The sequence below is a fragment of the Allobranchiibius sp. CTAmp26 genome (assembly GCF_017565405.1).
Taxonomy (GTDB): domain Bacteria; phylum Actinomycetota; class Actinomycetes; order Actinomycetales; family Dermatophilaceae; genus Allobranchiibius.
The window spans coordinates 72,928-85,040 of the sequence record NZ_JAGEKR010000012.1 but is presented as its reverse complement, the minus strand read 5'-3'; the positions used below and the strand labels follow the sequence as shown (position 1 = coordinate 85,040).

At 70.6% G+C, this 12,113-nt stretch carries 9 protein-coding genes; 2 read left to right on the top strand and 7 right to left on the bottom strand.

What is annotated here, in order from left to right; translation table 11 throughout:
• Positions 1-30: 30 nt before the first annotated feature.
• Positions 31-552 carry a transcriptional regulator NrdR gene (nrdR, locus tag J4030_RS08690; protein WP_208049030.1) on the bottom strand — a complete coding sequence of 174 codons (522 nt, stop codon included), beginning with the start codon at positions 550-552 and terminating at the stop codon, positions 31-33.
• A 556-nt stretch (positions 553-1,108) separates the two neighbouring features.
• Entirely contained in the window at positions 1,109-1,579 is a 471-nt protein-coding gene (locus J4030_RS08685; protein ID WP_208048828.1) for a hypothetical protein, read from the bottom strand.
• A 308-nt stretch (positions 1,580-1,887) separates the two neighbouring features.
• On the opposite strand from J4030_RS08685, the gene lexA reads away from it, so the two are divergent.
• A complete protein-coding gene (gene lexA, locus J4030_RS08680) occupies positions 1,888-2,616 on the top strand; it encodes a transcriptional repressor LexA (protein ID WP_208048827.1) in 729 nt (242 codons plus the stop codon).
• A 39-nt stretch (positions 2,617-2,655) separates the two neighbouring features.
• Here lexA and J4030_RS08675 read toward each other — a convergent pair whose 3' ends face one another.
• A complete protein-coding gene (locus J4030_RS08675) occupies positions 2,656-3,540 on the bottom strand; it encodes an NAD-dependent protein deacetylase (protein ID WP_307864622.1) in 885 nt (294 codons plus the stop codon).
• 127 nt (positions 3,541-3,667) lie between these two features.
• Between J4030_RS08675 and J4030_RS08670 the strand changes: the two genes are divergently transcribed.
• Entirely contained in the window at positions 3,668-4,597 is a 930-nt protein-coding gene (locus J4030_RS08670) for a LysR family transcriptional regulator (RefSeq protein ID WP_208048826.1), read from the top strand.
• Positions 4,598-4,630: 33 nt separating this feature from the next.
• Here J4030_RS08670 and J4030_RS08665 read toward each other — a convergent pair whose 3' ends face one another.
• From J4030_RS08665 to leuS, 4 genes are all read right to left on the bottom strand, one after another.
• Complete coding sequence (locus tag J4030_RS08665; protein ID WP_208048825.1) at positions 4,631-7,048, bottom strand: ComEC/Rec2 family competence protein; 2,418 nt, start codon at positions 7,046-7,048, stop codon at positions 4,631-4,633.
• Complete coding sequence (locus J4030_RS08660) at positions 7,045-8,016, bottom strand: helix-hairpin-helix domain-containing protein (protein ID WP_208048824.1); 972 nt, start codon at positions 8,014-8,016, stop codon at positions 7,045-7,047. Before J4030_RS08660 ends, J4030_RS08665 begins: the two co-directional genes overlap by 4 nt.
• Positions 8,017-8,111: 95 nt before the next feature.
• Entirely contained in the window at positions 8,112-8,999 is an 888-nt protein-coding gene (locus tag J4030_RS08655) for a DegV family protein (protein WP_208048823.1), read from the bottom strand.
• Between the two features lie 9 nt (positions 9,000-9,008).
• The gene (gene leuS / locus J4030_RS08650) at positions 9,009-11,876 is read right to left on the bottom strand and encodes a leucine--tRNA ligase (protein ID WP_208048822.1); all 2,868 of its coding nucleotides are present in this window, start codon (positions 11,874-11,876) and stop codon (positions 9,009-9,011) included.
• Between the last annotated feature and the right edge of the window lie 237 nt (positions 11,877-12,113).

Here is a 12,113-nt window from a genome sequence, read left to right as displayed (position 1 = left end):
GGAGCACCCGGCGCACGGGACGACCGGATGTCAGTGATCCTCCCCGGCACCACCGACAACGCCGTCGACCCGGTCGTGGTCGGCGGTGTAGGACGGGCCGAGCACGTCGCGCTCGGCACGCAGGAGAGCGATCGCCGACTCGAAGTCACCGAGGTCGTCGAACGCCTGGTAGACGGAGGCGAATCGCAGGTAGGCGACCTCGTCGAGAGCGCGCAGCGGCCCCAGGATCGCCAGACCCACATCGTGGGCGTCGATCTCGGCGAGCCCCTGCATCCGGATGGACTCCTCCACCTGCTGCGACAGCAGGGCCAGGTCGTCCTCGGAGACCGGGCGGCCCTGGCACGCCTTACGCACCCCGACCAGCACCTTCTGACGGCTGAACGGCTCGCTGGCACCGGAGCGCTTGACGACCGTCAGGCTCGTGGTCTCCATCGTGGAGAAGCGCTTGCCGCAGCTAGGGCACTGACGGCGCCGCTTGATGCAGGTGCCGTCCTCGCTCGAGCGGGAGTCGACGACACGACTGTCCTCATGCCGACAGAACGGGCAGTGCATGTGCGTGTCTCCCTCACCCTCGACGATCGACCCATCCACCGATCGCACGCCGTATCCACCGCACGAGCCCCGCCACGACGCCGCCCACCTGTGGGTAACTCGTGGACAACCGGGGGATATCCGTGCCAGGCCTTGGGATAACTCCGGCCAACCTGGGGACTACATGTGGACGACTTACATCGGTGTAACTACTAGATGTAGGGATCGTATTCCGGCTGAGGGGGTGATGCAAGCTTTAGAGGGTGGCCTCTTTCCACGGGGTCGTTCGTGCTGGTCAGGGGGTCGCGAGCGGGCGACACGGACGCCGCGACACCGTGGGCGAGCACCCGGCGCCGACTGATGATCCGCGCTCAGTGCGGGCGAGTGACCGCAGCGCCGACAACCCACCCGACCGCCGTACGCCAGTGCAGGAAAGTGACCGCAGCGCCGACAATCCACGCTTGCGACGCGCTGCAGCGTCCGCCCGTCGTGCAGCCCTCGTCCGGGGCGCTCGAGTCCGGCGCCCGCGCGAGGATGCGACAGCGCGCCCGACGGCACGGACGACGCCGCACCCACCTCAACGAGGCAGACGCAAGCTCTCACCGGCGAACACCTGCAGGGTGTTGAGCTCGTTGGCGGCCTGCACCCGCTGGACAGCGTTGCCGATCGACATCTGCGGGTACGCGTGGTGCGCGACCTGGGACAGGGTCTGCCCGGACTGCACGACCACGGTGTCGTACGTCGGCGCCGGAGCGCCGCCCATAGCGGCGCGCGCTCCCGCCACTCCCCCGGTGAGGCACAGCAGCAGCGCGCACAGCGTGATCGCCAGACGGCCGCGGCGGGTGATGTGCGCGGCGGGACGGGGCACGTCGTGGATCGCGGGCAGATCGGGGACCACACGCAGGTGGCCGTGACGGGCCGACGCGGGCGCCGTACGACGCGGGGCGGCGGGGTCGACCGGCACAGCCCGGCTGGACGGGACGGTCATGGGGGTCATGCCGGTCATGGCAGGAGTGACCCAGCTGGGAACAGCGGTGACGGCACTCATGAGATCCTCCGATGGCTTGTCGATCGTACGTGTGTGCGATCGATCATCTGTCTGATGTCTAGCACGCGCGTTCGAGAAAATCCAGACACGCCCCGAACAGATGTTTGGAAAGTGTGTCCGAGTCTCGTAATCTCGTGCTCACCTGCAGAACTGAAACACCGACCACCGACAGCCCTCGCTCACCAGCTACAAATCCCCGGAACGGCGCCCGATATCCAGGTCCGCCCATCGGGAGATGACCAGCCGATCGAGCGCGTGAGGACCGGCGGAGGCAGCACGATCCACTCGGAGAGGGACGGACGAAGACCATGGCCAAGGTGCACCAGATGCCCGAGCGCGACGACGACGGTTTGACCACCCGGCAGCGCCGTGTGCTGGAGGTCATCCGCAACTCCGTGGACAGGCGCGGCTACCCGCCGAGCCTGCGCGAGATCGGCGAGGCCGTGGGTCTCACGAGCCCCAGCTCCGTGGCTCATCAGCTGTCGATGCTGGAGCGCAAGGGCTACCTGCGCCGCGACCCGAACCGGCCGCGCGCTATCGAGGTCATCTCTCCGGACCAGGACAAGGATCAGCGCGGCTACCGGGGCGGCTCCAGCGTGACCAGCGCCCCCGACAGCGACCTCGCCATGGAGGACGAGACCGGTATCGGCGACCGGCGGCCCAGCGCGTCCTACGTCCCGGTGGTCGGACGGATCGCGGCGGGTGGCCCGATCCTGGCCGACGAGGTGGTCGAGGACGTCTTCCCGCTTCCGAAACAGATCGTCGGTGAGGGCGACCTCTTCCTGCTCAAGGTCGTCGGCGACTCGATGATCGACGCGGCGATCTGCGACGGCGACTGGGTGGTGGTGCGTCAACAGCCGACCGCCACCAACGGCGACATCGTCGCGGCGATGCTCGACAACGAGGCGACCGTGAAGACGTTCAAGCGCACGGACGGCAAGGTGTGGCTGATGCCGCACAACACGGCGTACGACCCGATCGACGGTGACGACGCCGTGGTGCTGGGCAAGGTCACCGCGGTGCTGCGCAGGGTCTGACCGGCCCCGTTCGGCCCACCCTCGTCGGACGCCGCTCGGTCAGGATCCGGGCGGCGCCGGCGAGTCGACCCGGTCGGCCAGCGCGCTCAGCGTGCGGCCCAGCGGCGCTTCGATCTTGAGATCGGTCTCACCGTCCCCACGGGTCCACCCGTCGTTGATCACGATGACCGGGACGCCGACCCGTGCGGCTCGGCGCACGAAGCGGTAGCCGGACATCACGGCCAGCGACGATCCCAGGACGAGCAACGCCGAGGCGCTCTCGACCAGCCCGAAGCAGTGTTCGACCAGGGCCTTCGGCACCGATTCGCCGAACATCACCACGTCGGGTTTGAGCAGGTCCGAGCCGCACACCGGGCAGTCGGCGGTGACGAAGTCGCGGACAATTGCCTCGGGGAGCGCAACGTCACCGTCGGGGCGCACCGCGCCGCCGATCGCTCGGTCGAATCCGGGGTTGGCGTCGCGCAGCCAGTCGTCCAGATCGTCGCGGCGATGGGTGCTCGAACAGTCCATGCAGACCACCCGCTCGAGGTTGCCGTGCAGCTCGAGGACGTCCTTCGCCCCGGCCGCCTGATGCAACCCGTCGACGTTCTGGGTGATCACGTCGGTCAGGGTTCCTCCGGCCAGCAGTCGGGCGACCGCTCGGTGACCGTCGTTGGGTCGGGCTGCCGCGAAACGTGGCCACCCCACGTAGGACCTGGCCCAATACCGTTGTCGCGCTTCATGACTGGCGCGAAGTTCGGACACGGTCATCGGCTGCACCCGGCGTACGCCGCGCGCGTCGCGGTAACTCGGCAGACCCGATTCGGTGGACAGCCCGGCACCGGTGAGCGCCACCAGACCACCATCGGCGGCGTACCCGGCCAGCTCGGCCCACTGATCCGCCCGCACGCCGTCGGGCACCGATGAGACCGCGGATTCGAGCACGCCTCAGTGTCGCACCGGGGCCGAACACCCGGTGAGCGGGCGGCGCGGCTTCGGTGAGCGCGCCCGGCGCAGAACGAAAGCACGAAGATGTCTTCCGATGGATAACCATCCATTATATGATCGGGGCATGATCGACGCTGCGGGCCTGCGGGTCATCCGGGCCATCGCCGACGAGGGCAGCTTCACCGCTGCAGCGACATCGCTCGGGTACTCCCAGCCCGCCATCTCCCAGATGGTGCGCCGGTTGGAGGACCGGATCGGCACCGTGCTGGTCGAACGCCTGGGTCGCAGTGTGCGGCTGACCGAGGCAGGGGCGGTTCTGGCGCGTCATGCCGGCCCGGTGCTCAGCGCCCTCGAGGCGGCCGAGTCCGAGGTCGCGGCGATCGCCGGGCTGCGCGCCGGACGCGTGCGCCTGATGGCGTTCCCGTCCTCGTCCTCGACGCTCGTGCCGCATGCCCTGGCGATGGTCCGCAAGGCCTACCCGGACGTGGAGGTGACCTTCACCGAGGCCGAGCCCCCCGAGTCGCTGGCCGCACTGCGCGCCGGCGAGTGCGACATCGCCGTCGCGTTCGCCTACGACGGTGCGCCGCTCGCCCGCGGCGAGGACGACATCGAGGCGTTCCAGTCGCGCAAGCTGCTCGACGACGAGGTGCGCCTGGTGGTGCCGTCGGACCACCGACTGGCCGGCGCGGAGTCCGTGCGGATGACCGACATGGTCGACGAGCAGTGGATCGCCGGATGTCCGCGCTGCCGCGGGCACCTGCTCGCCTTGGCCGAGCGTGCCGGGTTCAGCCCGTCGGTGTCCTTCGAGACCGAGGACTACGTAGCGGTGTTGGGCTTCGTCGCGGCCGGTCTGGGTGTCGCGCTGGTGCCCGACCTGATCCTGCACTCCGCACACAACGACGGCGTGGCGATCCTGCCGATCAAGCCGACTCCCCGTCGTACCGTCTACGCCGTCACCACGCCCGATCTGACGCGCGTGCCGGCCGTCGCAGCCACCCTGGAGGCGCTGTGCGCAGCGTCCACCTCGGTCCGCGCGGCGACACCCGTGGCCTGACCGCGCCGAGCGGGCCGGCGTGACCCGGAGCGGTCAGGGCCGATCGACGGTCACCCGGCCGCCACGCACTGCCACCACGACGTCGCCTCCGCGATCCGTGCGGTACGTCGCGCCCGGCAGGCCGGCCAGTAACGACAGCGTGGCCGGTGACGGCAGCCCGTAGTCGTTGTGGGCACCGACGCTGATGATCGAGATCGGCGCGTGCACGTAGCGGACCAGGTCGGCCGACTGGTTCGCCGAGCCGTGGTGCGCCACCTTCAGCACATCGAACGGCGGCGCGCCGGCCTGGTGACTGAGCTCGCCGAAGACGGCAGCACCCGCCTCGCGTTCGATGTCGCCGGTCAGCAGGATGCGCAGGCCGTGCGTGCGCACGTCCAGGGTGATGCTCGCGTTGTTCTGGATCGAACCGGCGTCGATCTCCCTGCTCGGCCAGAGCACGGAGGCGTGGATGCCGGGCCAGTTCACCGTGTCGCCGGTGACCAGCACGCGGACCGGGATGTGGCGTGCGGCGGCGAGACGACGCACCAGGGGTGCGTTGCTGCCCGTCTCCCGCGCACCGGACGCGGAGGGTGCGGATGTTGCGACCACCGGCGTCACGAAGATCTCTCCCACGGATCTCCCCCGCAGGGCGCCCGTGAGCCCACCGACGTGGTCGAGGTGGAAGTGGGTGAGCACGATCGCGTCGAGGTGGGTGACGCCGGCCCGCTGCAGGCAGGCGTCGATGTGCTGCGGATCGGGTCCGGTGTCGACGACGACACCGTGGCCGGGCGTGGTCGCGAGCACCCCGCCGTCGCCCTGCCCGACGTCGCACGAGATCCAGACCCACCCCTCCGGCGGCCATCCCAGGTGCGGGAGCGGCCAGGCGGCCGCCGTCAGCGCCACCGCGCATCCCGCCGCCAGCGCCGGATGGGTGCGGGCCCGCGCCCAGAGCCCGACGCCGGCCCAGACGGCGAGCACGGTGAGCGCGCCGAGCAGCAGCGCGCCACCCAGCCCGCTCGGCCACGGCAGGACTCCGCCCGGCACCTCCGCGCCGAGGTGGGCGACCACCGCGATGCACCATGCCGGCGCGGCTGCGCACCAGGCCGGGATCGCGGCGACCACCGGGCCCAGCGGACTCACCAGTACCGTCACCACGCCGGCGAGCGTGGCCGGCTCCACGAAGACCGCCGCGATCAGATTGGCCGGCACCCCGACGAGGCTCACCGACGACTGCAGCAGCACGATGACCGGGGCGCAGGCGGCCTGCGCGGCCAGGGGGATCGCGACGGCATCCGCGATCGGCCGCAGTCTCGCAGGCAGGCGCCGCGCGATCGCGTCGCCCCACGGCCGCGCGAAGATCAGCAACCCCAGCGTGGCCAGAGCGGACAGGGCGAACCCGTAGGAGCGGGCCAGCCACGGGTCCCAGACCAGGAGTACGACGATCGCCGCCGCGAGCGCCGGCGGGCCGGCCCGCCGGCGCGACATCGACACGCCGAGCAGGCCCACCACGCCCATCACTGCTGCCCGAAGCACGCTGGGCTCGGGTCGGCACAACAGCACGAACCAGCCGAGCACGAGCAGCGCGATCGGCGTACGCCACCGGCGCGGGACCCGACACCAGCCCGCCAACCACCCGGCGCCGACCAGCACGAACGTGACATTGGAGCCCGAGACGGCCGACAGGTGGGTGAGCCCGGTGGCGCGCATGTCGTCGTTGAGCCGCAGTGGCATCCGCGCCGTGTCACCGGTGACGAGGGCGGGCACGAGGCCCCGCGGGTCGGCGGGGAGGGGCGCGGTCGCGGCCCTGGTGTCGGTCCGCAGTGATTCGACCCACCGGGTGAGCGGGCCGGGCCGGCCGACGACCCGCGGGGGTGATCGGGCGTCGAGCAGCGCTGTGACGTCGTCGCCGGGATCCGCCGGTTGCAGTCTGCCGGTGAACTCGATGCGGTCGTGCCAGGCGGGTGCCTGCCACGTCGGCCGGGCGAAGATCAGCACCGGCGTCGCCGGCGTGCTCTGCCGACCACGGCCCACCACCGAGCGCACCGTGGCGCGATAGATGACGGTGGGTCGCGCCGGGTCGGTGGTGACCAGTCGAGGGTCGGACTGGACCACGGCGGCGACCTGGACGATCGCCCGCTGATCCGCGAGCCGCTCGACCGGGCCCGCCGTGCGCACACTCTGGTGAGCCGCCAACGCGCCGAGCAGCAGCGCGGTGCACAGCCAGCCGAGGGCGACCCCGGTGACCCACGTCGAGCCGCGATGCCTCAGGCCCACGAGGATACCGACGACGCCGAGGACCAGGCATCCGAGCGCCACGCCCAGCACCTCTGCGACCGGTCGTGTAAGGGCAACGACGGTGCACGCCCACGCCACGAGGGCCGGCACCAGCATCCGCAGGTCCAGCGGCGTGCGTTCGTCCGGCTCGCCGTCGCGGCCGCCGGCAGCGTCCTCGGACGGTCGGCCGGGGTTCATACCGTCACATGCGGTCGCAACCGCGCCAGCACCTTGTCTCCGATGCCGCTCACCTCCCCCAGCTCGTCGACGCTGGTGAAGCGGCCGTTCTGGGTGCGCCAGTCGATAATCCGCTGGGCGAGCACCGGCCCGACCCCGGGCAACGCGTCCAGACCCGTGACATCCGCGGTGTTGAGGTCGACGACGCCGCCCGCCGACGTGGCCGCGGAGTTGCCCGACGTGGCCCCGGACGGGCCGCCGGAGCCGGCACCACCACCCACGGCCCCCGCCGGCGCGGTCATCGTCTGGCCGGGCTTCGGCACCTGGATCTGTTCACCGTCGGTGACCACGCGGGCGAGGTTGACGGCGGACAGGTCGGCGGACGGCAGGGCTCCTCCCGCCGCGGCCACCGCATCCTCGACCCGGGCGCCGCTGTGCAGCGTGACCACACCGGGGCGGCGCACCTGGCCGACGACCTGCACGACGACCTGCGTCGCGACCGCAGTGGAGGACACCCCGCTCGGGACCGTCGAGCCGGCGCCGAAACGGCTCACCCCCGCCGTGGTCGTCGCGGCCGAGCGAGCCCCGGTCTGCGCGGCTACGGGAGTCGACGTCGCCGACGCCCGAGCGAGTAACACCCGGCCACCGAGGACCAGCCCCGAGACGAGCACGACCACCAGCACACCGAGCACCGCCAGCCTGCTCGGCGCCACCTGGGCGTCGCGCAGCGCGGCCGGTGTTCGCAACAGCGGCGCGTGCGGGCGCACGTCGGCGCCCGAGCCGTCGTGTCGCGCGCCGCCGCGCGCCCGCGCCAGCCGCGCCGAGCCCCTTGTCTCGCCCGCCTCGGCGGGCTGGATCGCCGGTCGTCGGCTGTCGAGCAGGGACTCCTGCGTCGGCACCCAGCCGACGGGGCGGCGCACGGCGTCCAGCTCGTCGAGGACGGCGGCCAGCCGATCGGGGGCTGCCTGCTCGGGGCGAACACGTGGCATACCGAGACGTTAGGGATCCCTCCGGGTGCGCATCGGTTGCCGGACCCGCGCTTGTGGACAACCGCACCCGCACCGGGGGGATGTGGACCGAGCGGTCAGGCGGAGGCGCCCAGGATGGCCGACCGCGCGCCCAGCCGCGGACTGACGGCGGTCGCCAGGGTCCCGGGGCCGACATGGGCCCCGACGACGGCACCGAGCTCGACGAGCAGCACCCGCCGCGCCTGCGGCACCGCCTCGGCGAGGTCCTCGACGAGCTGTTCGGCGCGCGCGCGGGAGTCCAGATGGTGCACCGCGATGTCGACACCGTCGGGTGAATCCATTGCCGCGGCTGCCTCCACCGCTCGTTCGCGCATCCGGGCGAGCGCCTTGCCGGTGGTGCGCACCCGCTCCAGGGGCTCGATCTGACCGTCGTTCATCGTGAGCAGCGGCTTGATCGCGAGAGCCGACCCGAAGAGCGCCGCAGCCTTACCGATCCGCCCACCGCGCCGCAGGTATTCGAGCGTGTCGACGTAGAAACCGACCGATGCCGCGGCGGCGTGGTCGTGCGCCACCTGTGCAACGGCCTCGGGTGGGGCGCCACTCGCAGCGACCTCTGCCGCTGCGAGGACGGCGTATCCCATCGCCATCCCGATGGAGCGGCTGTCGACGACCGTGACGGGCACCGGCGACTCCTCGGCGGCGATCTCCGCCGAGGATGCCGTCGCCGACATCGCACCCGAGATGTGCACCGAGACGATGTGCTGGGCGCCGGCGTGCGCGAGCTCCTCATAGACCTGCAGGAACGCGCCCGGCGAGGGACGCGAGGTCGACACGGGACGGAAGGCGCGCAGCGCCTGCGCCACGTCGGCGGAGGAGATGTCGCGACCCTCCTCGTACGACGTGCCGCCGACCACGACGTGCAACGGGACCAGTCGCACATGGTGACGGGCCGCCAGATCCCCCGGCAGGTACGCCGTGGAGTCCGTCACGACGGCGACGTTCACGCGTCCACCTCAGCCGGCCACGATGTTGACCAGCTTGGGCGCACGCACGACGATCTTGCGGATCTGCTTGTCCCCCAGGCTTTCCAGGACCTTGGCGTTGTCCCGCGCGAGCTGCTCCAGCTCGGCGGCATCGATGCTCGGCGACACCTCGATGCGGTCGCGCACCTTGCCCATCACCTGCACCACGCAGGTGACGGTCTCCTGGACCAGCTTGGCCGGGTCGGCCTGCGGGAACGCCACGAAGGTGATCGTCTCGTCATGTCCCAGCGTGCGCCACAGCTCCTCGGCCAGGTGCGGCGCCAGCGGAGCGGTCATCTGCACCAGGGGTTCGACGACCGAGCGCGGGGCCATCCCGGTGCGGGTCAGCACGTTGTTCAGCTCGATCAGCTTCGCGATCGCCGTGTGGAAGTGCAGGTGTCCGAAGTCGCGCCGTACGCCGTCGATGGTGCGGTGCAGCAACCGGTCCAGATCGTCGGCGGGAGCGTCGTCAACGACCCGCAGTGCGCCGGTCTCCTCGTCGATCACGTTGCGCCACAGGCGTTGCAGGAAACGCTGCGAACCGACCACGGCCCGGGTCTCCCACGGGCGGGACATGTCCAGCGGGCCCATCGACATCTCGTAGACGCGGAAGGTGTCGGCGCCGTACTGCGCGCACATCTCGTCCGGCGTGACGACGTTCTTCAGCGACTTGCCCATCTTCCCGTACTCGCGGGTGACAGGCGCACCGTTCCAGGTGTACTTCGTGGCCGGACCCTCGCCCTCCTCGACCACCTCGTTCGCGGGGACCACCTGGCCGCGCGCGTCACGGAACGCGAAGGCCTGGATGTAGCCCTGGTTGAACAGCTTGCGGAACGGCTCGCTGGAACTGATCTCGCCCAGGTCGAAGAGCACCTTGTGCCAGAAGCGCGCGTAGAGCAGGTGCAGCACCGCATGCTCGACGCCGCCGACGTAGAGGTCGACGCCGCCCGGGTCGTTCGCGACACCCTCGCCGTCACCGCGGCCGGGACCCATCCAGTACTCCTCGCACTCGCGGTCGGCGAAGCGCTCGTTGTTGGCAGGATCGGTGTACCGGATCTCATACCAACAGGACCCTGCCCAGTTGGGCATCGTGTCGGTTTCGCGGGTGTAGGTCTTGGGACCGTCACCCAGGTCCAGCTCGACGGTCACCCATTCGGTGGCCCGGCCCAGCGGCGACTCAGGCATCGAGTCGGCGTCCTGCGGGTCGTAGGTCTTGGGCGAGTAGTCCGCCACCTCGGGCAGCTCCACCGGCAGCAGACGCTCGGGGATGGCGTGTGCGGCGCCGTCCTCGTCGTAGACGATCGGGAACGGCTCACCCCAGTAGCGCTGTCGGCTGAACAGCCAATCGCGCAGCTTGTAGGTGATGGTGCCGTGCCCGCTGCCGTGCTCCTCCAGGAACGCGATGATCGTCGCCTTGGCGTCGTCGACGTCTTTGCCGTTCAACGAGATCCGGTCGTTCGAGGAGTTGATCATCAGGCCGCTGCCGGTATAGGCGGTGTCCTCGTCGTGGCCCTCGGCGGGTTGGACGGTGCGCACGTGCGGCAGCCCGAACTTCTTGGCGAAGTCCCAGTCGCGCGGGTCCTCCGCCGGGACGGCCATGATCGCGCCGGTGCCGTAACCCATCAGCACGTAGTCCGCGATGAAGACCGGAACACGCTGTCCGGTCACGGGATTGATCGCATAGGCGCCGGTGAACACACCGGTCTTGGCCTTGTCGTCGACCTGTCGCTCCAGGTCGGACTTGCGGCTGGCCACGGCACGGTACGCCGCCACCGCCGTCCGTGGATCCTCCGCGCCACCGGTCCAGCGCGGGTCGGTCGACGCCGGCCACGCGTCCGGCGTGATGGTGTCGACCAGTGCGTGCTCGGGTGCCAGCACCATGTAGGTCGCGCCGAAGATCGTGTCCGGGCGGGTGGTGAACACCTCGACGCCGTCGGCGGACCCGGCCAGCGGGAAAGTGACGGCGGCACCCTGCGAACGACCGATCCAGTTGCGCTGGATCGCCTTCACCGACTCGGGCCAGTCCACCCGGTCCAGGTCGTCGATCAAGCGGTCGGCGTACGCCGTGATGCGCATCATCCACTGCGGCAGGTTGCGTCGGAAGACCGGGAAGTCGCCGCGCTCGGTCAGGCCCTCGTTGGTGACCTCCTCGTTCGCGACCACGGTGCCCAGGCCGGGAGCCCAGTTCACCGGCGCCGTCGACTTGTACGCCAGCCGACGGGCGTCGACCGAAGCAGCTCGCTCCGCGGCGGTCAGGTCACCCCAGTGCGCACCGGACGGCGTTGCCACCGTGCCCGATTCGTACCCGGCGACCAGGTCGGCGATCGGCCGAGCCTTGCCCGCGCGCTCGTCGTACCAGCTGTCGTAGATCCGGGTGAAGATCCACTGGGTCCACTTGTAGTACGCCGGGTCGATGGTCTGCACCGCACGCCGGTCGTCGTGCGACAGCCCTAGGCGACGCAACTGACCGATGTAGGTCTCGATGTTCTCCTCGGTCGTCTTGCGGGGGTGCTGGCCGGTCTGCACGGCGTACTGCTCCGCGGGCAGGCCGAAGGAGTCGTAGCCCAGCGTGTAGAGCACGTTGCGGCCCTGCATGCGCTGATAGCGCGCGATCACGTCGGTCGCAATGAAGCCCAACGGGTGGCCGACGTGCAGACCTGCGCCCGAGGGGTAGGGGAACATGTCCTGCAGCATGAACTTCGGCCGGTCGCCGATATCGGCAGTGCCGCTCTGCGCCCACGGGCCGCTGGGATTCGCGGCGTGGAAGGTGCCGTGCTCCTGCCAGTGCTCCTGCCAGCGGCGTTCGATTGCGCCGGCCAGCTCAGGGGTGTAGCGGTGCTGCGGTTCGGTGTCGCTCATGCTTCTCCTGCTCGTCCTTCAGTCGGTCCTCGCCTGCGGCGCCGGGTTCACCACGCGGGAACGCTCATGTGCATGAAGAAACCCCCTGCGCATGCAAGGGGTCGCCGCGTCCGGATCCGGTTCAGATCGGCCGCGGCTGCCGAAGAAGGAGCCGACGATGCATGTCCGCAGACTACCGCAACAGACCTCATCGCTCCTGGCTGCCCGACAACGCGAAGCGCCGGCCGCCCGAACGGG

Excerpts from the sequence above, each read along its gene's own strand:
- nrdR (WP_208049030.1), bottom strand. The coding sequence starts at position 552 with ATGCACTGCCCGTTCTGTCGGCATGAGGACAGTCGTGTCGTCGACTCC.
- J4030_RS08685 (WP_208048828.1), bottom strand. The coding sequence starts at position 1,579 with ATGAGTGCCGTCACCGCTGTTCCCAGCTGGGTCACTCCTGCCATGACC.
- lexA (WP_208048827.1), top strand. The coding sequence starts at position 1,888 with ATGGCCAAGGTGCACCAGATGCCCGAGCGCGACGACGACGGTTTGACC.
- J4030_RS08670 (WP_208048826.1), top strand. The coding sequence starts at position 3,668 with ATGATCGACGCTGCGGGCCTGCGGGTCATCCGGGCCATCGCCGACGAG.
- J4030_RS08665 (WP_208048825.1), bottom strand. The coding sequence starts at position 7,048 with ATGAACCCCGGCCGACCGTCCGAGGACGCTGCCGGCGGCCGCGACGGC.
- J4030_RS08660 (WP_208048824.1), bottom strand. The coding sequence starts at position 8,016 with ATGCCACGTGTTCGCCCCGAGCAGGCAGCCCCCGATCGGCTGGCCGCC.
- leuS (WP_208048822.1), bottom strand. The coding sequence starts at position 11,876 with ATGAGCGACACCGAACCGCAGCACCGCTACACCCCTGAGCTGGCCGGC.